We start from the raw sequence: 19,338 nt of genomic DNA on the forward strand, positions 1-19,338 counted from the left end.
CCGCATGCCGACCACGCCCCTCAGCCGCGCGATGTCTTTGCCTATTTCATACGCGAGGGCAAGGTTCGTGCGCCACAGGCCGCGATGGCCCTGCAGCAGCGCGTCGCCGGCTGAGCGCAAGCGCGGTGCTTACCGCTGGAGCGTGCGCCAGGCGTCGTAGGTGCTCAAAAACACGCCCCCGGTCATGCCCTTGAGAAACGCGGTCTGTTGCAGGCGGTCCATGACCGGGCCCTTGACCTCGGCCAGATGCAGGCGCACGCCGTGCTGGCCAAGCTTGTCGCTGATCAGCTCCAGGCTTTCCAGCGCCGAATAGTCGATGAAGTTCACCGCCGGACACATGAGCACCAGATCGGTCAGTTCGGGCTGGCTGGCGCGAATCTCGTCGACGACCTGCTCGAAAAACCGGGCGTTGCCGAAATACAGGCTTTCGTCGATGCGCAGAATGGTCAGGTGCGGGGCGGTTTTTACCCCGTGACGACGCACGTTGCGAAAATGCTCGGAGTTCGGCATGAGCCCGACCACCGCGTAGTGCGGTTTCGACGTGCGATAGATATAGATCACCAGCGACAGCGCGACGCCGGTCATCAGGCCGCCGCTGACCCCCAGAACCAGGGTGACTCCGAACGTCGCCAGCCAGGCGAAGCCGTCCGGGCGGCAGTAGCGCCAGGCGCTGAAAAACGAGCTCGGACTCAGCAGGCTCTGGATGGCCACCACGATAATGCTCGAAAGCGCGACCAGCGGCAGATAGGCGAGCATGGGCATGAGGAAAAGCGCGCTCAAGGCCACGGCCACTGCGGTGAGCGCGCCCGCGGCGCGGGTGCGTGCGCCGGCTTCGTCGTTGACCACCGAGCGCGACAGGCTCGCACTCACGGGGAAGGCCCCGGACAGCGCCGAGGCGATATTGGCGCCGCCAAGGCCGACCAGCTCGCGATTCGGCGCAATCCGCTCGTTGCGCGGGCCGGCCAGGGTCTGGGCCATCGACACCGACTCGGCGAAGGTGACGATGCTGATCAGCAGCGCCGGTAGCCATAAATAGGTTAATGACGCCCAGGGCGGCAGCGGCAGCGAGAGTGAAGGCAGCCCCGCGGTTACCGTGCCCACGGTGGCAATGCCGTGGTCGTGCAGGTCATAGACCGCGCTCGCGGCGGTGGTTGCCAGCACCAGCAGGATCGGGCCGGTACGTCCGAGCAGTCGCGCGCTCGCTGGCGGAATGCCGAGCCTTGAGAGCGCGCCCGCCAGATAGCCCCGTGTGACCACCAGCCAGGCCAGGCAAATACCGGCCAGCAGCACGGTCGCCGGCTGGATGGCGTCGTGTTCCTGCCAGAGCGCCTGGGCGATGGTCCAGAGTGTCTGGCCGCGGGCCTGGACACCCAGCAGACGACCGAACTGGCTGGCAGCGATCAGCACGCCGGAGGCGGCGATAAAGCCGTAGATGACCGGGCGGCTGAGAAAATTGATCAGAAAGCCCAGCCGCAGCACGCCCATGGCCACCAGGATCGCACCCGACAACAGGGCGAGGGTAATAGCGGCGGTGACGCTATCGATATCGGTCTGGGCCGACACCTGGCCGGCGGCGGCCGCGGTCATGATCGATACCACCGCGAACGGGCCCACGGCGAGCGTACGACTGCGCCCGAACACGGCATAGGCCACCAGCGGCAGCATGCTGGCATAGAGCCCGGTTTCCGGCGGCATGCCGGCGAGCAGGGCATAGGCCAGCGCCTGGGGAATGAGCAGGGCGGTGACCACCGTTGCGGCCACCAGATCGGCCGTGAAGGCGCTTCGATCGTAGTTCGGCAAGGCGCGCGGCCCCAACAATGAACGCAGCCTGTGGGTCAGCCGGCTCACGGGCGTGCGCGGCCGGTCGCTCGATGTTTGCCACGGGTCGGTTGGTCGGTCATGCAAGCAGATAGCGTGGCTGTCTGCGCAACTCTAGCTCGACTGGCACTGCTTGACGAGCTTGCCTGGCGCCGGCGATGGGCCGGTGTGTGCTCTGGTTTGCCAAGTGGCGCGCGCTTGGGCCGTGCGGTAATGGCAGCCGTTCACACGCAACGCGGCTTGGCATCAGTCGCCCCGAAGCGCATACGGCTTCGGGGCGAATTCAGGCCGGATACTAGACCTTGAGCACCAGCTTGCCGAAGTTGCTGCCTTCGAAGAGCTTGAGCAGCGTTTCGGGGAAATTCTCGAAGCCTTCGACGATATCCTCGCGATGCTTGATCTTGCCTTCGGACAGCCAGCCGGCCAGCGCCTTGGCGGCTTCGCCGTAGCGATCGGCATAGTCGAACACCACGAAGCCTTCCATACGGGCACGGTTGACCAGCAGCGACATGTAGTTCTTGGGCGCGTACATGCCGTCGGTGGCGTTGTACTGCGAGATCGCGCCACAGATCACGATACGGCCGTTTAGGGCGAGGTTGGCAAGCGCGAAGTCCAGAATCTCGCCGCCGACGTTGTCGAAGAACACGTCGATGCCCTTGGGGCAGTGTTCTTTCATGGCCTTGTAGACGTTTTCGTTCTTGTAGTCGATGGCCGCGTCGAAGCCGAGCTCATCGGTGACGTAGCTGCACTTTTCGCTGCCGCCGGCAATACCGACCACGCGTGCGCCCTTGAGCTTGGCGATCTGGCCGACCAGCGCGCCCACCGCGCCGGAGGCCGCCGAAACCACCACGGTTTCGCCTTCGGCCACGCCGCCGACATCCAGCAGGCCGAAATAGGCGGTCATGCCGGGCATGCCCAGCACGCCCAGATAGGCCGGCAGTTCGGCCAGGCGGGTATCGACCTTGCGGGCGTCCTTGCCGGCCACCACGGCATGGGTCTGTACCCCGAAGTTGCCGGATACCTTGTCGCCTTCGGCGAAGTCGGCGTGGTTGGATTTGAGTACCGTGCCGGCGGTGCCCGCGCGCATGACTTCACCGATTTCCACCGGCTTGATATAGGACTTGCCGGCGTTCATCCAGCCACGCATGGCCGGATCCAGCGAAATGTATTCGACAGCAACGAGGATCTCGTCGTTGCCGGGCTCGGCGACGGCTTCGCTGACCAGTTCCCAATCGCTCTTCTTGGGCAGGCCCTGGGGCCGTTCGGCGAGACGAAACTGGCGATTCTGATCGGTCGAACTCATGGCAGTACCGTGGTTTGAACAAATAAGTGCAATGCACCTTAGAAGCTCGTACGCGTGGCGGCAAGCAAAATCGAACGTTCGTTCGATGTCTTGTGTGCAACCGGATCGGCGGTGCCGAGGCTAGCGCTTGCGAATCAACAGATTCTGATGGGCCATGCCGATACGCCCGCTTGTGTCGTAGAGCGTGGAACTGCTCAGGCCCACGCCGTTGGGCTGGGCGACGGTCTGCGCATCCACGCCGATCCATTCGCCCACCGGCGCCCGGTGCAGATAGACGGTCAGATCGGTATTGGTGAACAGATAGTCGTCAAAGGGCAGCACCCAGCTCAGGCCGTTGCCGAAGTCCGCCGCGGCCGCGGCGCGCATGGCAGCACTCGTTTCGACGCCTTCGACAAGCGCTACGCGCGGACGAAACCAGGCCGCCGCGGGGCCGGCTTCGCGGGTGCTGCCGGTGGCCACGCGAATCTCCATGGCCTGATCGTGAAAGAACGCGCCGGTGGGCATGCCGGGCGTTTCGAATGGGGCGCTGCATTGCTCGGGTGCGGGCGTGAGTGGATCCGAGCGCGTGTCGGGTACGACGACCTGTTGCTCGCGCAGCATCAGGGCAATGGCACGGCCTACCACGGCGCCGTCGTGCTCGAGCTCCAGTGTGATCCGGCGCGCGCTGCGGCCGCGGCTGGCCTCGGCATGGACCTGCAGGGCGGCCAGCGGCACCGGCCGGCTCAGCTCAAACGTCAGGCGCGCGAGCACGAATTCGTGGCCGGCGTTCTGTTCGGCCACATGCGCGAGCAATGCGGCCGGCGCGCCGCCGTGCAGGGCCCGCGCGTCCCAGGGGCCGCGGGCCAGATCCGTGGCGACGAAATAGTCGCCGTCGCGCTGAAAAACCGATCGTGCCGTGTCGTTGGCCATTTCGCCTGATACCGATATTCAAGGATTCGAAGGCCGGTTATGCTGCCATGATTATCCTTGGCCATGGCGGTCCGGGCCCGCTTCACGTCACGCCCTCGCCAACGAACTCGCCTATGTCCGATCGCGATCCCGCCCCACGGCCTGACGGCGTAGCCAATGCCCGGGGCCCGGTACAAATCGGCTGGCGCGGCTGGTGGCAGATCGTGCGCCGAGTCAGCCGCGAGTTCAGCCGTCACGATATGACCATCACCGCGGCGGGCGTGTCGTTTCTGGCCCTGTTCGCCGTGTTTTCGGCACTGGCTGCGTTCGTCGCGTTTTACGGCTTGATCGCCGATCCGCAGGCGATGGTCAAGGATATGCAGGCGCTGCGCGGCTTTGTACCGGCCGATGTAGTGCTCTCGCTTGTCGATCAGATGCAGTCGGTGTCCAGCCGCTCGCTGGCCAAGCTGGTCGCGGCGGGCCTGTTCAGTCTCGTCGTGGCCATCTGGTGTGCCCAGCAGGGCGTCGCGGCATTGCTGCTGGCGCTCAATACGGCTTACCACGAGGACAGCGAACGCGGCACCTGGTGGCGGCTTTTCAAGTCGCTGTTCGTGGCGATCGGCGTCATCGCGGGCCTGATGTTCACCGCGATTCTGGCGATCGGGCTGCCGGTGACGGCATCGAGGCTGGGCTGGAGCCTCTGGCAGGTGGAAGCGGTACGGGCTGCCGGCATGGCGGTGGGCGGGCTGATTCTACTGTTCGGTCTGGCGGCCCTGTATCGCTGGGCGCCCGACCGGCGGCCGCCGCGCTGGCGCTGGGTGGGTGCCGGTGCCAGCGTTGTGGTCGCGTTCTGGACCGTCGGGTCGCTGGCGTTTTCGTGGTTCATGGCCTATTCGAACTCGTACACCGCCTTGTATGGCTCGCTCAGCGCGGTGGTGATGCTGCTCACGCTGATCTATGTGACGGTCGTGACCGTGCTCGTGGGCGCTGAATTCAACGCCCAGATGGAATATCAGGTCGAAGAAGATACAACCGTGCATGCCCCGCGGCCGGCGGGCCAGCGTGGGGCCCATATGGCCGACCATTCGGCCCGGTCGCGGTAACAATCGCTACCAAGTGAACGGTTGACCGGTCGCCATGGCGGTCAGATACTTCGGTTTCACGAAACTTCGTTTCACAAATAAAAAAGGTGATGCATGCGCGATATGGAGGCGTTCAGGGCCGAGGTTCGGTCCTGGCTGGAAGACAATTGCCCGGAGGAGATGCGCCAGCCGCTGGCCTCCGACAAGGAGCATGTCTGGGGCGGCCGCCAGTGGGAGTTCTCCTCCGAGGCGCAGCGGCTCTGGTTCGAGCGCATGGTCGAGAAAGGCTGGACCGCGCCGGCCTGGCCGGTGGAATACGGCGGCGGCGGCATGACCCCGGCGGAGCACGACGTATTCAAGGCCGAAATGAAGCGTATCAACGCGCGCAGCCCGGTCAGCAACTTCGGTTTCTGGATGCTGGGCCCGGCGCTGCTGAAGTTCGGTTCCGAAGAACAGAAGCGCGAGCATCTGCCGGCCATCGCCCGGGGCGAAATCCGCTGGTGCCAGGGCTATTCCGAACCCAATGCGGGCTCGGATCTGGCCAGCCTGAAGACGTCGGCCGAAATCGACGGCGACGAATTCGTGGTCAACGGCCGCAAGATCTGGACATCCTATGCCGACCGGGCCGACAAGATGTTCTGCCTAGTGCGTACCGATCCGGATGCCAAGAAGCAGGCCGGCATCTCCTTCATCCTTCTGGACATGGAAACCCCGGGCGTATCGACCCGGCCGATCCAGCTGATCTCGGGTGAGTCGCCGTTCTGCGAAACCTTCTTCGACGATGTGCGCGTGCCGCGCGCCAATCTGGTGGGCGAACTCAACCAGGGGTGGACGATCGCCAAGTATCTGCTCACCCACGAGCGCGACAACATCGGCGGCGAACCGCCGGGTCTGCTCAAGGGGCGCGATCTGGCGAAGATGGCGCTTGATGCGGTCGGCACCGACGAGGCCGGGCGGCTGGACGATCCGATGCTGCGTGCCGATATCGCCCGCCTGGAAATCGATGCGATGGCGTTTCGTGCGCTGGTCGAGCATACCCGCGCCAAGGCCGAGGCCGGCGAAGGCGTGGGCGCGCGCTCGGCCATGCTCAAGTACTACGGCACCGAGCTCAACAAGCGCCGCTACAACCTGATGATGGATGCCATGGGCGGCCAGGGCCTGGAATGGGAGAGCGAACGCACGAATGGCGGACGCTATGCCCGCGAATGGCTGCGTTCCAAAGGCAACTCGATCGAAGGCGGTACCTCGGAGATCATGCTCGGCATCATCTCCTCCGCCGTTCTCGAACTTCCCAAAGGCTAGCGAGGCATCCCCATGATATTGAATGAAGAACAGCAGATGCTCGCAGATCTGGCCGAGCGTATTTTTGCTGACAAGGCCAGCGTGGACACGCTGCGTGCGATTCGCGGCGGCAGCCACGGCCAGGACTACGATCACGAGCTCTGGCAGGCGATGGTCGAATCCGGCCTGACCGGCATTCTGGTGCCCGAGGATCAGGGCGGTATGGATTTCGGGCTGGTCAGCGCCGGCCTGGTGGCCCGCGAAGTCGGCCGCCGCCTGGCCCTGACGCCGTTTCTGTCGACGGCGGTACTGGGTGCGATCGCGATCGGCCGGGGCGGCAACGCCGACCAGAAAAGCCGTTGGCTGGGTTCGATTGCCAGCGGTGAGCTGATAGTGGCGCTGGCGCTCGACGAAAGCGCCAAGCATCGCCCGGAACGCGTGGCCACCGAAGCCCAATCAGCGGGCGACGGCTACACGATCAGCGGTGCCAAGACGCTCGTGCTCGATGCCGTCAACGCCGACGTGCTGCTGGTAAGCGCGATGCTCGACGGCACGCCGCGCCTGTTCGCAGTCGAGGCAGGCGATGCCGGCGTGGCGACAACGCCGGTGGTGTCGCTGGATACGCGCAGCATGGCCGACGTACGATTCGAAGACGCGAAAGCCGAGCTGCTCGACGGCGATGCGAACGCCTTGGATGCGGTGCTCGACGCCGGTCGTGCGATTCTGGCCATGGAGCTGGTGGGTCTGGCACGCGCCGTGTTCGAACGCACGCTCACGTATCTGTCCGAGCGCAAGCAGTTCGGTCAGCGCATCGGTTCGTTTCAGGCGCTCCAGCACCGTGCCGCGCATCTGTCGGTGGATATCGAAATCAGCGAAGCCATGGCCTTCCAGGCACTGGCAGCGTTCGATGCCGGCGCGGACGATGCCTCGCTGCAGATCCTGGCGGCCAAGGCCCGGGCAGCGGAGACCGCGCGGCTGGCCAGTGCCGAAGGCGTGCAGATGCATGGCGGCATGGGCATGACCGATGAGTTCGATATCGGCTTTTTCATGAAGCGTGCGCGCGCGGCCAGCGAGCTGTTCGGCGATGCCAACTTCTGTACCGAGCGGTTCGCCCGGGCGAAGGGTTACTGAGGCAGCGCCTTCGTAACCGCGGCAACGAAGCCGCCGGTCTAACGCCGGCGGCTTCGTTCGTTTAGGGCGACGCCCCGTTCCTTGGCCGGCCCCGTGAAGCCTTTACAGGCCGGTTCAGTTGCCGGATTGAATACCGGTGCCCTTGACCCGTTCCATGGTGCCGTCGGGAAAAACCAGGATCGTCTCGCCGCCCGAGGCCGACGGACCGATTACGCCGCCGCTGGCCAGCGCCTGCATGCCGGCTTCGAACTGTTCCAGCGTGATGCCGCTGCCCGCGCTCTCACTCGACCCGCCTTCAATGGTCGCAGACGTATCGAACGAGTCGTAGAGCGCCCCGATCGTATAGTCGGCCTCGGCTTCACTGCGGCTGAGCAGGCCGTCGCCGTTACGGTCGAGTTGCCGGAATTTTTCCGATATCTCGATATCGCCGGTGCCATCGGCACGCGCGGCATCGATATCGGCCGCCGTCGATTCGGCGGCCACGGACGTGCTCGCCAGCAGGGCGAGCGACAGGGTAGTGGCAATTCGGATGAGCATGGCGTTTGCGTGGTTCAAGCCAGCCATCAATTTAGCCTGCGGCACGCGGCCATGCCATGGCCGCGTGCAAGTTCGTGACTACTGGCGACGCGGGTCGGTGACGTGTTCGGGGTTGTAGGGCCCCAGCGGCAGGCCATCGCTCTGGTCGGCCACCATATTGACGTTGGCCATGCGCGAGACTTCGCGGGTGCGATCGGCGCTGGTATCCACGATCTGCTCGACCACGGCCACGATCACCGCGGCCAGCAGGCCGCCCTGGTTGTTGTTGGAGCCTTCGATCGCGCGCGCCTTGCCGTCCCAGAGCAGGGTGCCGGTCTGGGTATCGATCAGACGCAGCGATACGTCCACCGTGGTATCCGACGACAGCACGTGGAATTTCTGGCCCCAGTCCTCGATCGTGGCATAGAGCACCGCATCGGGGCCGATCACTTCGTCGATCTTGTTCAGCGGCACCGACTGCATTTCGGCCGGTTCCGACAGCCCGTTTTCCTTCATGAACGCGTCTACGACCGCCACCGGGTAGACGTAGTAGCCGGCCTCGGCGAGCGGGCGCGTGACCGTGGACAGATACACATAGGGCGCGTTGACTTCCACCGAGTTATTGATCGGCGGCAGCACCAGGATCGAACGCGGCGGGTCGGCGCGATAGGCCGAGTAGTCGTAGCCGGGGGATGTGGCACAGCCGGTCGCCAGAAGCGACGCGGCGATGAGGCCAAGCAGTGCGAGATAGCGGCGCATCGGTCAGCTCCCCTTCTGGATACGTTCGATGAACGTGGTCATGAACGCCGAGGATTCGGGGTAGAGCTGGCGCTCGATCGCGAACTGTTCTGCCGCGCCGGCTTCGTTGCCCTGCATGTAGTTCATATAGCCCAGCTGGGCATGCACGCCCGGCGGCACCCGTTTGCCTTCGGCTTCACTGCGCTCGATATCGGCACGCAGCTTTTGTGCCTGCACACCGGGTTCGGCCTCGCCCGGCTTCATGTACATCGCATAGACCAGGTTTTCGTATTCGCCCCAGCGATAGAGCGGTTCCGGTTGGGCGACACAGCCGGCCAGCAGCAGGGCACCTGCGAGCGCTGCGAGGCCGCTGCCACGCGCGAATCGTGTATGTCGTTTCATGCTTAGCGAACCGGCGACCAGGCGCCGTTTTCCATGGCCTGGGTCAGGTTGTTGACGGCTTCGGTGATGGCGAAGTTGAGCACCTTGCCGTTGAGCGTGGCGTCGTAGCCGGCGGTGCCGCCAAAGCCGGCCACCTGACGGTTGCTCAGTTCGTATTCGCCGGCGCCTTGCACGGAGTAGATGATTTCCGAGGTGGTGACATCGACTACGTTGAGCGCGACCTTGGCGTAGGCCACCTGGGTCTTGCCGGCACCGAGAATGCCGAACAGCTGCATGTCGCCGGTGGTGCGACGGCCGAACTCGGTCACGTCACCGGTGATCGCCACCTGGGCGCCTTTCAGGGTTTGCTGCGTGCCGCTGATCTTGGCCTCCTGGGCGATCTGGGCCATGTTGTCGCGATCGACCACGGCAAAGCGGTTGGTCTGCTGCAGATGGGTCTTGAGGATGGTCTTGGCCTGGCTGCCGAGCCGGTCGGTGCCATCGCTGAACAGTCCCTGGCGATAGGTCGAGCGGTTCTGGAAGTTGCCCACCACCAGAACATAGCGCGGGCCGTTGTAGGCGGTGCCGTAGCTGGCCACCGTTTCCGGCTGGATGCTGCGATGCGACTCGGTAGCACAGCCACCCAGCAACAACAGCCCGATGACGAGCACGCCGAATACGCGCGCCCGCGCAGAAAAACGATCAAGCATGATGTATCCCCCAAGTGGGTACGCGCGCTGTGTTACGCGGGCGATCCCGATTTGCCGTTTAGCATGCTCCGCACAACCTGCCACGGTCGCGGCGGGTGCTTTGCGCGCAATTGACAAGCAAGTGAGAGCGTCGCGTGCCCAAGCCAAAAACAAGTTGCACGGTAGCGAACACTGACACCGGTCAAGCGCGCAAAGCATTGGCCGCTCAGCGGTTAGGCCTCACAGATGCCGCTGCAAGGCGTCTGTGAGACTCGAACGCGAACCGCGAGAAGTAATGCAGAGCTTCCCCAACAAGCCGGCGATCGTTAAGACGATCTCGGCCTGCGCCGCACTATAGAACGTTTGTACCGTACCCCCGCAACCGCGCTACGTGAATTCCGGCGCTACAGGCGTCCGGCCCATATGGAAACAATGGCTTGCGCGAAGCGTTCGGGGGCGAGCAGCCAAGATGCGCATTCGAACCTGCCGAAGGCGGCCGATAACGCGCATTACCGCGTCGCAGTCAGCGCGATCGTTTGCCGCGCTTGCCGGCGCCGGTCGGCTTTTTTGCACCGCCGGGCGTACGCGTGGCGCGCAGGGCGAGCTGGTCGGCCGCCTGGGCGATCTCGCCGCGCAGCTTTTCGTAGTTCGCAAATCGAGCGGCGTCGAGCTGGCCGGCGTCGATCGCGGCGCGAACCGCACAGCCGGGCTCGCCCACATGACGGCAATCGCGAAAGCGACAGTGCGTGGCCAGTGCTTCGATATCGGCAAAGCCGTCCTCGACCAGATCCTCCTCGCCGGTGGGCTTGAGCTCGCGCATGCCGGGCGTGTCGATCAGACAGGCGCCGGCCGTGAGCGGGATGAGCGCGCGGTGGGTCGTGGTATGCCGGCCGCGCGAATCGCTGGCCCGTACTGCGCCGGTCTTCATGGTCTGAGTGCCGGTCAGGCCGTTGGTGAGCGTCGACTTGCCGACCCCGGAGCTGCCCACGAGCACGGCCGTGATGCCGGGCGCCAGCCAGCGCTGCAGGGCACCCACGCTGGCCGGATCAGTGGCGTCGAGCGTGCACACATCGACGTCCAGAGTCGCCAGCGCTGCCTTTGCGTTTTCCACGGCCCCGGGTTCGCGTGCCTCGGCGATATCGGTTTTCGTGAGCACTACCACCGGGCGCGCGCCGCCGCGTACCAGCAGCAGATAGCGTTCGATACGGCGCGGGTTGAAGTCGCCGTCGAGGCTGGAAACAACGAATACGACATCGATGTTCGCGGCGATGATCTGTTGGCCGTAGTGCTTGCCGGCGCTGCTTCGCTTGATGGTGCTGCGCCGCGGCAGAAGGGCAACGGCCTGGGCGTGGGTATCGTCGCCGCCGCTCACGAGCAGCCAGTCGCCCACCGCCGGGCGTTGCTCCGAGGGCAGGCGTGGTCGTTGCCAGTCGGGCAGGGATTCGACCGCATAGCTGTTGTCGATGTCTTCCGCGACGATATAGCCGCTGCGGTGCTGTTCGACCACGCGGGCCGGTCTTGCCGCGGGGTGTTCTGCCAGCAGGTCGGCCCAGGCGCCGTCTGCGGCCCGGCTTGCAAACGGCCAACCGATACGGCGCAGGGCGTCCACGTCAGCCGGCATCAACAGGCGCCGCCCAGCGCAGGCGAGGCGGCGTGCCGGCTTGCGATAGGCAACGCGGGTGCGGCCATGCTTACCACATCAAGTCGTCGGGCACCTGGTAGTCGGCATAGGGATCGTCGGGGTCGGGCGTGTCATCGGCGGGTGTGGCAAGCCAGATGCGGTTGGGGATTAACGGCTGCAGCCGCTCGGCCACGTCCGCGTTCACCAGCGACGTCTTGCCCTGGTACCGCACGATTGCCATGCGGCCTGCGGCCAGAGCCTTGCGCTGCGTATCGCTGACCATGAGCCGCTTGATCTTGCCGTTGACGTTGTAGTTGTAGGCCACGGCCTGGTCGTTGTCGCCTTCGGCTGCGACCCGGTTGCGTTCGATGATCTGCACCGCTTTTTGCTGGCGCTCCTGGGCCTCGCGCTGGGCCTTTCGCTGTTCGTTCAGGCGCCGGTCGTAGTCGCGCTTGCCGGCTTCCTTGGCCGAAATCTCGCGGGCGAGCTGGTCTTGCTCCTTGGCCTTCTTCGGGTCGCGCCGGGCGGCCTGCGCTTCGCGGGTCTTGTCGCGGCGGGCCTTCTTGGCCTGCTTGGGCTTGGCCAGACCGGCTTGCAGCAGCTGTTCCTGCAGGGATTTCGACATCTTGCGTCTCGATACGAGCATGCGTGGCTATACTCACATTCTATCGAAGCCGGGCGCTGCTGCGCAGCCGTCGGTCAGCCAACCCTGTGTCGTAGCGATGCGAGTTCGGCCGCGCAAGGCATTTGTGGCAAGCGTCGGATTTGGCGCTACGCTGTCTGTCCGTGCACCGCAGGGGAATCCATGAAAACGTTCGTATCGATACTGTCAGCCGCCGCGCTCGCCCTGGCGACCACTGCATGGGCCGCGCCTGAAGGCGAGACGCTGGTGGCCACCGCTGATGGCGACGTCACCCTCTATCGCATTCAGCATGCCAGCTTCGTGCTCGACTGGAATGGACAGACGATCTACGTGGATCCGACCCAGGGCGCCGAGGCCTATGCCGGGCTGCCGACCGCGGATATCGTGCTGCTCACCCATGGCCATGGCGATCACCTGGACCCGCAGACGCTGAACGGGCTGGATCTGCGCCAGGCGATCGTGGTCATGCCACAGGCCGTGGCCGACGAGGTCGGCGAACGCTACGGCCATGCACAAACGATCATGGACAACGGCGAGAAGGTGCATACCGATGCCGGCGTGGGTATTCATGCAGTGCCCATGTACAACCTGCCGCCCAGCGCCGACGCCTACCACCCCAAGGGTTGGGGCAACGGCTATGTGCTGACCCTGGCCGACAAGCGCGTTTATATCTCGGGCGATACGCAGGGCATCGAGGAAATGCGGGACCTGAAGGATATCGACGTGGCCTTCGTCTGCATGAACCTGCCCTACACCATGGACGTCGAAGAGGCAGCGGATGCGGTAGCCGACTTTGCGCCGGCCGTGGTCTATCCCTATCACTATCGCGGCCAGGACACCGAGCGTTTTCGCGAGCTGGTCAACCGGCGCGAGCCGGCGACCGAGGTTCGCCTACGCGACTGGTATAAGCCGCTCTAGGCCTTGGCCACCTGATCGCGGCCGTCCCGTTTGGCGGTATACATCGCCAGATCCGCACGTGCGACGAGCGAGCGAAGCTCTTCGCCCGGCTCGTACTCGGCTGCGCCCACGCTGATCGTGCATTCGATGCTCTCCTGTCCGGGGCGCACGGCACGGCTGGCTACGGCAGCACGCATGGCGTCGGCCACGTGCAGGGCGTTGGACAAGGTGCAATCGACGAGCAGAATGAGAAATTCGTCGCCGCCCCAGCGACACAGCGTATCGGTATCGCGTAGATGCGATCGGCAGGTATCGGCCAGCGAATAGAGGACGAGGTCGCCGGCCGCATGGCCGTACGCGTCGTTGATGTGCTTGAAGTGGTCGATATCGATGGCCAGCAGCGACAATGGCGACTGGTTGCGCAACGCGTTCTTGCGCGCCTGATCGAAGATGGCCTCGAACACCCGGCGCGTGGTACAGCCGGTCAAGGGGTCGGTGCCGGCCATCTGTTCCAGGCTCATCTGATAATTGCGCACCGCGAACCAGCCGATCGCGCCCACCAGGGCGGCAATGGCGATGGCGATGCCGATATTGAGCAGCAACGCACCCAGTACGCGTGCCTCGGCCGAGGACTGGGCCTGCTCGACGATCAGATACCAGTCGAATTCCGGAATCAGGCGGCTGTTGACGTACACACGCCGGCCTTGAGCGCTCTCGTAGCTTACCGAGGCGCTGGGCGTGGCGAGGATCGTGGTGGCGATATGGCTCATGCCAGCGCGTTCACGTAGATTCTCGGCGCCCTCGAAACGCGGGCCACGCAGGGTGACGCGGCCTTCGCGGTCGGTCAGATAGATTTCTCGGGCATAGCGGGTCTGATAACTGGCGATCAGCTTGGCAACCGAGTCAACGGACAGCCCGATGCCGGTCACGCCGATGAACCGGTTTTGGTAGTCGGTTACCCGATAGTTGAGAAAGATGGTCAGGCGGCTTGGATCGGCGGTGTCGGTATCGACATTGATTTCGTAGGGCGTGTTCAGCTCGCGCGTACGAAAGTACCAGGCGTCCTGAGGGTCGTCGGCCGACACCTGCTTGAGAACGCCGTCGGCGTGGTAGTAGTTGCGCGTCTGTTCCGATACGTAGAAGGCCGTGGTCGTGTCGTACTTGTTCTGGATCTCGCGCAGATAGCGCACGATCTTGTCGGGGCCGGCTTCGCCGTCGAGGGTCCAGTCGCGTAGCAGCGTGTCGTGTGCCATGAGCGACGAAATAAGCACCGAGCGCAGCAGGTCCTGCTCGATTTCGGAATAGATGTTATCGCTGGTCAGCGGCAGCGTTTCCTCGGCGATATGATCGTTGACCGAATCGCTGGCCAGAAAATAGCTGATCACGCTGGTTGCGATAAAACCGAATACGAGCGCGCCGGCCAGTGCGACCGCCAGATAGACTTTCTTTTGAGCCAGCATTGTTCTTTCTGGGAATAGGGCGGTGGGCCGTGGGCCGCTGAGGCGGTCAGGAGACTTTATCGCCGCATCGGTTCGCCGCGATTAGCTTAATCAGTTGTTTGCGCCTTGGGTAGCGCGAGACGCTTGTCGGCGTGTCGTGCCTGGCTTATACCGTTGTTATCGGCCCCGCATCACGATGTCTGCATGCGGGATTAGTAATCATGTTCATGGTTTTGAAGATACCGATGAAAACAGTTGGATTGTCGATCGGACGACGTGTCCGAATGGCCTGTGTTTCGTTCGTTGTAGTGGCTTTCCTGGCCGCCTGTTCGGGTGCGCCCGATGCCGGTGACGTACAGCCGCTGCTGGAAACACAGGTGCGCGCAAGCCTGGAAAACGCCCAGTCGGCGATGCGGGCGTTGGGGGGTGAATCCGGCGTCGAGTTCATGCGCGCCATGGGTGCGCCGAATCCGGATGACATCCATATCGAGAACGTCGAGATTCTGGAATCGCGTGAACTCGAGCACCAAGACTATGAGCTGCAGCTGCGCTACGACATCGTGGCCGGCGACAATCGCAAGGTCGAAACCACGACCGTGCGCGTCAACGAAGGCGATAACGGCTGGCGTTTATTGCCCGATTGATGTCGGCAAACAACCCGCAGAACACGGTTCGCTTCGCCCTCGGGGCTGGCGTCGGCGGGTTGTTTGAAAGATGTCAAAAAACCGCCTTACGACAGTCATATAGCGCGCATCGGCGACGCGTACTCTGCATCCGGTGCATGAGCCATAGCGGCTATCTTGCTGAGAACATGGTACTAATGGGGTGATTTCACTGGCGTTACACTCGTGTGGCGCCTCGATGGAGGCCTCGATGAAAGAGACGTTTTCGCACGCTTCACGCTGGCGCTGGCTGGGCAGCATCGCCCTGGCCATGGCGGTTGGGGGCACGACGCCCGTGTATGCCGACAGCGCCGCGAACTGGGAAACCCTCGAAGTCACGGCCACGTCGTTCACCCTTGCCGAAGAAGAAACCAAGCAGGGCAACATCGGCCTGACCGCCTTCGGCGAACAGCTCGAGCCCGGCGACAAGGCGATCGCCGTATCCCGCGATCTCATTCGACTGGGCCTGACCCATGGCACCAAAGTCCGCGTCGAAGGCCTGCCCGGCACCTATACCGTGCAGGACAAGATGCACCGACGCTGGCGCAACAAGATCGATATCCTCTTCGCCAAGCGCAAGCGCGCGCTGAAATGGGGCCGCAAGAATATCGAGATCCAGTATCTGGTCGCCGACGCGAATTGATCGGACGTCTCAGGACTTCAGGCGATAACCGGTTTTGAAGATCCAGGCGACGACCAGCAGGCAGGCGGCCAGAAAGACGCCGATCATGCCCAGGCTCACAAACACGTTGACGTCGGCCACGTCGTAAAAGCTCCAGCGAAAACCGGACACCAGATAGACCACCGGGTTGAGCAGGGTGATCTTCTGCCAAATCGCCGGCAGCATATCGATTGAATAGAAGGTCCCGCCCAGAAAGGTCAGCGGGGTGACGATCAGCAGCGGCACGATCTGCAGCTTTTCGAAGTTGTCGGCCCAGATACCGATGATGAAGCCAAACAGGCTGAAGGTGATGGCGGTGAGCGCCAGGAACACCAGCATCATGAACGGGTGGGCGATGCTGATATCCACGAAGAAAAACGACGTGCCGAGGATGATCAGCCCGAGCGCGGCCGATTTGGTGGCGGCCGCGCCTACGTAGCTGATCACGATTTCCACATAGGAAACCGGCGCGGACAGCAGTTCATAGACAGTGCCGATGAACTTGGGGAAATAGATCGCGAACGAGGCGTTGGAAATGCTCTGCGTCATCAGCGACAGCATGATCAGCCCGGGCACGATGAACGCGCCGTAGCTCACGCCCTGTATTTCGTCGATCCGTGAGCCAATGGCCGAGCCGAACACCACGAAGTACAGCGAGGTGGATATCACCGGCGAAACCACGCTCTGGAACAGCGTGCGCCAGGTGCGGGCCATTTCGAACTTGTAGATGGCGGCAATGGCATGGATGTTCATGCGTCGTTCCTTGTGCTCTCGGTCGTTGGCGCCTTCACAAGATCCACGAAGATCTCCTCCAGCGAGCTGTGCTTGGTGTCCACATCGCGCAACCGCAGTCCGGCGCGGTCCAGATCCCGAAACAGCGAGTTGACGCCGGTGCGCTTGTCGTTGGCGTTGTAGGTATAGATCAGGGCCCGCCCGGCATCGGCGAGCTCGAGATCATGCGCGGACAGCGCCTCCGGCACCTGCTCGATTGCCTGTTCGAGCTGCAGGGTCAGGCGTTTCTCGCCGAGCTTGGTCATCAGTTCGCTCTTGCGTTCGACCAGCACGATTTCGCCTGCGTTGATCACGCCGATACGGTCGGCCATCTGTTCGGCTTCTTCCAGATAATGGGTGGTGAGGATGATGGTCACCCCGTGTTCGCGCAGCGATCGCACCACCTCCCACATGCTGCGCCGGAGTTCCACGTCAACGCCGGCAGTGGGTTCGTCGAGAAACAGAATGCGCGGTTCGTGAGACAGGGCCTTGGCGATCATGACCCGGCGCTTCATGCCGCCAGACAGGGTCATGAGCATGTTGTCCCGCTTGTCCCAGAGCGACAGATCCTTGAGCACCTTCTCGATATGCGCCGGATTCTTGGGCTTGCCGAACAGCCCGCGGGAAAAGCTCACCGTGGCCCAGACCGTTTCGAAGGCGTCGGTGGTCAGCTCCTGGGGTACGAGACCGATCAGCGAGCGCGCTGCGCGATAGTCGGTGATGATGTCATGGCCGGCGGCTTCGACCGTGCCGCCGCTGGGATTGACGATGCCGCAGATCACGTTGATCAGCGTGGTCTTACCGGCGCCGTTCGGCCCGAGCAGGGCGAAAATATCGCCGTCCGGAATATCCAGGTCGATGCCCTTGAGCGCCCGAAAGCCCGAGTCGTAGCGCTTTTCGAGATTGCGAATCGATATGATCGAAGCCAACGTGACAGTCCTTTTCGTGGGCCGGCCGCATCCGGCCTGGGCAAAAGCGGTGTCGAGGCAAAGCGCGTAGGTTACGGCGCTGCGCGCACAAGGCAAATTGCGCCAGCGCGAACGATACCGCTATCGCCACGCAAGCTCGTGTACGCTCGCATGGCGTATGAACGACAACTGGAGAATCGAATGATCGGCTATGTGACCCTGGGCGTGAGCGACATGACCCGAGCCAAGGCGTTCTACTCGAAGCTGCTCGCCGACATGGATGCCCGCGTGCTGATGGATATGGGGCGCATCTGCTTCATCGGCAAGAAGATGAGCGAGCCGATGCTCGCGGTATGCATTCCCTACGATGAACAGCCGCATGACCCCGGCAACGGCAATATGGTTGCATTCCATCCCGGCTCCAAGACCGCGGTGGATACGATCTATCATCAGGCGATCGAACTGGGTGCGAGCTGCGACGGTGCGCCGGGTCAGCGTATTCCCGATCAGTTCTATGGCGCCTATGTGCGCGACCCGGACGGTAACAAGATCTGCTTCTATCACTTTGGCTGATGTGCCGGGCGCTACCCGGGCGGAGGTGCATATGATTTCGTCCCCCTCGGCCACGGGTTTTCATCCTGTTGCGCGGGCGTTTCACTGGCTGGTGGCGATTCTGGTCTTTGCGGTGTGGCCGCTGGGCAAGGTCATCTCCTTCGTGCGAGACGATGCCAAGACCGGGTTCTATCTCTGGCATGAATCGCTCGGCTTTCTGGTGCTGTGGTTAATGCTGGCCCGGCTTTGCGTGCGTTTTCTCACGCAAACGCCGGGACACGGCGATATGCCGCGTGCCCAGGCCTGGCTTGCCGATACCGTGCAATGGTCGCTCTATCTCGCGCTGATCGCGATGCCCATCAGCGGGTTTCTGGCGACCAACGCCCACGGATTTCCGCTCGACTGGTTTGGCGTGCTGCCGGTGGCCAGCCCGATCGGCAAGTCGCCGGAGATTGCGCCCCTGCTGTCGGCGATCCACTACTGGTTGAGTTGGGCCACGCTGGCGCTTGTCGTCTTGCATCTCGCCGGCGTGCTTTTTCACCGCGTGATTCTGGCGGATCGCACGCTCGACCGCATGATTTGAGACTCGCTTTCGCCTGCCTGAACGAATCGCGCGTGTTGTCCGTAGTTAACCGGATACTGCCGTACCCATATCGGCCCCAATGTATCTGTACACGCACAACATCGTGCGTGGCGCGGCAACACTGCCGCCGGATGCATCCGCGGCCCGCCTGTTTCGATGGCGGCTCCGGTGTATTCGAGAATCCAACCTGCCGGTAGGGCTCAAGCAGTCGACCGGCTCATCAAGGAGTATTTCCATGGTTGATGATGATCGCAAGCAGGGTACAGCCGACCGTGTCAAAGGTGCCGTCAAGGAAGGCATCGGCAAGGTCACCGGCGACGAACAGAAAGAAGCCGAAGGCAAGGCCCAGCGCAAGACGGGCAAGGTTCAGGACAAGGTAGGCCAGGCCAAGGACAAGGTTCGGGACAAGCTCAAGGACTAGAACCTCTCGCGGATCGCGTTCGAGTCCTCACAGACGGTGCGGCAAGGCGTCCAGGCGCAGCGCCTGCCTTATTGGCAGGTCAAGCCTGGCAACGCAGTCGCGGCGTCTGTGAGGCCGAACCCCTTTGGGGCCGGGGCTTTGCGCACGCTTGAACAGCGTCAGTATTCGCTAGCGTGCCACTTGTTATTGGCTTGGGCGCGCTACGCTCTCGCTTGTTTTTTCAGTCGCGCGCAAAGCACGCCGGCGCGACCGCGACAGGTTGTGAAGAGCCGCCCTGGCCATTCCCTGGCTAGGCCCGTTCTCGAACATGGCGCGCCGGGGGCTTCCCCGGCGCGTTTTTTTTTGGCGGCTAG

At 63.5% G+C, this 19,338-nt stretch carries 20 protein-coding genes and 2 pseudogenes; 10 read left to right on the forward strand and 12 right to left on the reverse strand.

Features of this window, described 5'->3' with window-relative positions; translation table 11 throughout:
- A pseudogene (locus ABNU97_RS13455) lies at positions 1-114 on the forward strand (DUF72 domain-containing protein); the annotation flags it as partial.
- A gap of 15 nt (positions 115-129) precedes the next feature.
- On the opposite strand, the gene sulP reads toward ABNU97_RS13455, so the two are convergent.
- The 3 genes from sulP to ABNU97_RS13470 form a co-directional block, all read right to left on the reverse strand.
- Entirely contained in the window at positions 130-1,848 is a 1,719-nt protein-coding gene (gene sulP, locus ABNU97_RS13460) for a sulfate permease (protein WP_348767208.1), read from the reverse strand.
- Positions 1,849-2,113: 265 nt separating this feature from the next.
- Positions 2,114-3,121: an NADP-dependent oxidoreductase gene (locus ABNU97_RS13465; RefSeq protein ID WP_348767209.1), complete on the reverse strand. Its 1,008-nt coding sequence runs from the start codon at positions 3,119-3,121 to the stop codon at positions 2,114-2,116.
- 120 nt (positions 3,122-3,241) lie between these two features.
- Positions 3,242-4,030, reverse strand: coding sequence for a thioesterase family protein (locus ABNU97_RS13470; protein WP_348767210.1), 789 nt, complete (start codon positions 4,028-4,030; stop codon positions 3,242-3,244).
- A gap of 113 nt (positions 4,031-4,143) precedes the next feature.
- Here ABNU97_RS13470 and ABNU97_RS13475 point away from each other — a divergent pair, with 113 nt between their 5' ends.
- From ABNU97_RS13475 to ABNU97_RS13485, 3 genes are all read left to right on the forward strand, one after another.
- Complete coding sequence (locus ABNU97_RS13475; RefSeq protein WP_348767211.1) at positions 4,144-5,112, forward strand: YihY/virulence factor BrkB family protein; 969 nt, start codon at positions 4,144-4,146, stop codon at positions 5,110-5,112.
- Between the two features lie 93 nt (positions 5,113-5,205).
- Positions 5,206-6,393, forward strand: a complete 1,188-nt coding sequence (locus ABNU97_RS13480; protein WP_348767212.1) for an acyl-CoA dehydrogenase family protein — start codon at positions 5,206-5,208, stop codon at positions 6,391-6,393.
- A 12-nt stretch (positions 6,394-6,405) separates the two neighbouring features.
- Positions 6,406-7,503 carry an acyl-CoA dehydrogenase family protein gene (locus ABNU97_RS13485; RefSeq protein ID WP_348767213.1) on the forward strand — a complete coding sequence of 366 codons (1,098 nt, stop codon included), beginning with the start codon at positions 6,406-6,408 and terminating at the stop codon, positions 7,501-7,503.
- A gap of 114 nt (positions 7,504-7,617) precedes the next feature.
- Here the strand turns inward: ABNU97_RS13485 and ABNU97_RS13490 are convergent, their stop codons facing one another.
- The 6 genes and pseudogenes from ABNU97_RS13490 to ABNU97_RS13515 form a co-directional block, all read right to left on the reverse strand.
- Positions 7,618-8,040 (reverse strand): hypothetical protein, encoded by a 423-nt coding sequence (locus ABNU97_RS13490; RefSeq protein WP_348767214.1) that lies wholly within the window; start codon positions 8,038-8,040, stop codon positions 7,618-7,620.
- A 78-nt stretch (positions 8,041-8,118) separates the two neighbouring features.
- On the reverse strand, positions 8,119-8,778 hold the full coding sequence (locus tag ABNU97_RS13495) for a GNA1162 family protein (RefSeq protein WP_348767215.1): 660 nt from the start codon (positions 8,776-8,778) through the stop codon (positions 8,119-8,121).
- A gap of 3 nt (positions 8,779-8,781) precedes the next feature.
- Positions 8,782-9,159 (reverse strand): DUF4810 domain-containing protein, encoded by a 378-nt coding sequence (locus tag ABNU97_RS13500; RefSeq protein ID WP_348767216.1) that lies wholly within the window; start codon positions 9,157-9,159, stop codon positions 8,782-8,784.
- A gap of 2 nt (positions 9,160-9,161) precedes the next feature.
- Positions 9,162-9,848 (reverse strand): CsgG/HfaB family protein, encoded by a 687-nt coding sequence (locus tag ABNU97_RS13505; protein ID WP_348767217.1) that lies wholly within the window; start codon positions 9,846-9,848, stop codon positions 9,162-9,164.
- 571 nt (positions 9,849-10,419) lie between these two features.
- Positions 10,420-11,448: pseudogene (gene rsgA / locus ABNU97_RS13510) on the reverse strand (ribosome small subunit-dependent GTPase A); the annotation flags it as partial.
- Positions 11,449-11,518: 70 nt separating this feature from the next.
- Positions 11,519-12,073: a DUF2058 family protein gene (locus tag ABNU97_RS13515; RefSeq protein WP_348767218.1), complete on the reverse strand. Its 555-nt coding sequence runs from the start codon at positions 12,071-12,073 to the stop codon at positions 11,519-11,521.
- Positions 12,074-12,253: 180 nt separating this feature from the next.
- Between ABNU97_RS13515 and ABNU97_RS13520 the strand changes: the two genes are divergently transcribed.
- Positions 12,254-13,009, forward strand: a complete 756-nt coding sequence (locus tag ABNU97_RS13520) for an MBL fold metallo-hydrolase (protein ID WP_348767219.1) — start codon at positions 12,254-12,256, stop codon at positions 13,007-13,009.
- Here ABNU97_RS13520 and ABNU97_RS13525 read toward each other — a convergent pair.
- Positions 13,006-14,448: a diguanylate cyclase gene (locus ABNU97_RS13525; protein WP_348767220.1), complete on the reverse strand. Its 1,443-nt coding sequence runs from the start codon at positions 14,446-14,448 to the stop codon at positions 13,006-13,008. The genes ABNU97_RS13520 and ABNU97_RS13525 overlap by 4 nt on opposite strands.
- Positions 14,449-14,711: 263 nt before the next feature.
- Between ABNU97_RS13525 and ABNU97_RS13530 the strand changes: the two genes are divergently transcribed.
- Complete coding sequence (locus ABNU97_RS13530; RefSeq protein WP_348767221.1) at positions 14,712-15,071, forward strand: hypothetical protein; 360 nt, start codon at positions 14,712-14,714, stop codon at positions 15,069-15,071.
- Positions 15,072-15,300: 229 nt separating this feature from the next.
- Positions 15,301-15,732 (forward strand): 3D domain-containing protein, encoded by a 432-nt coding sequence (locus ABNU97_RS13535; RefSeq protein WP_348767222.1) that lies wholly within the window; start codon positions 15,301-15,303, stop codon positions 15,730-15,732.
- A 9-nt stretch (positions 15,733-15,741) separates the two neighbouring features.
- Here ABNU97_RS13535 and ABNU97_RS13540 read toward each other — a convergent pair whose 3' ends face one another.
- Positions 15,742-16,503 carry an ABC transporter permease gene (locus ABNU97_RS13540; RefSeq protein WP_348767223.1) on the reverse strand — a complete coding sequence of 254 codons (762 nt, stop codon included), beginning with the start codon at positions 16,501-16,503 and terminating at the stop codon, positions 15,742-15,744.
- Complete coding sequence (locus ABNU97_RS13545; protein ID WP_348767224.1) at positions 16,500-17,450, reverse strand: ABC transporter ATP-binding protein; 951 nt, start codon at positions 17,448-17,450, stop codon at positions 16,500-16,502. Before ABNU97_RS13545 ends, ABNU97_RS13540 begins: the two co-directional genes overlap by 4 nt.
- A 180-nt stretch (positions 17,451-17,630) precedes the next feature.
- Between ABNU97_RS13545 and ABNU97_RS13550 the strand changes: the two genes are divergently transcribed.
- From ABNU97_RS13550 to ABNU97_RS13560, 3 genes are all read left to right on the forward strand, one after another.
- Complete coding sequence (locus ABNU97_RS13550; protein ID WP_348767225.1) at positions 17,631-18,002, forward strand: VOC family protein; 372 nt, start codon at positions 17,631-17,633, stop codon at positions 18,000-18,002.
- Positions 18,003-18,033: 31 nt separating this feature from the next.
- Positions 18,034-18,564: a cytochrome b gene (locus ABNU97_RS13555; protein WP_348767226.1), complete on the forward strand. Its 531-nt coding sequence runs from the start codon at positions 18,034-18,036 to the stop codon at positions 18,562-18,564.
- Positions 18,565-18,799: 235 nt separating this feature from the next.
- The gene (locus ABNU97_RS13560) at positions 18,800-18,985 is read left to right on the forward strand and encodes a CsbD family protein (protein ID WP_348767227.1); all 186 of its coding nucleotides are present in this window, start codon (positions 18,800-18,802) and stop codon (positions 18,983-18,985) included.
- The last annotated feature ends 353 nt before the right edge of the window (positions 18,986-19,338 follow it).

It is taken from the genome of uncultured Salinisphaera sp. (genome assembly GCF_964012375.1).
In the GTDB taxonomy this organism is placed as follows: domain Bacteria; phylum Pseudomonadota; class Gammaproteobacteria; order Nevskiales; family Salinisphaeraceae; genus Salinisphaera.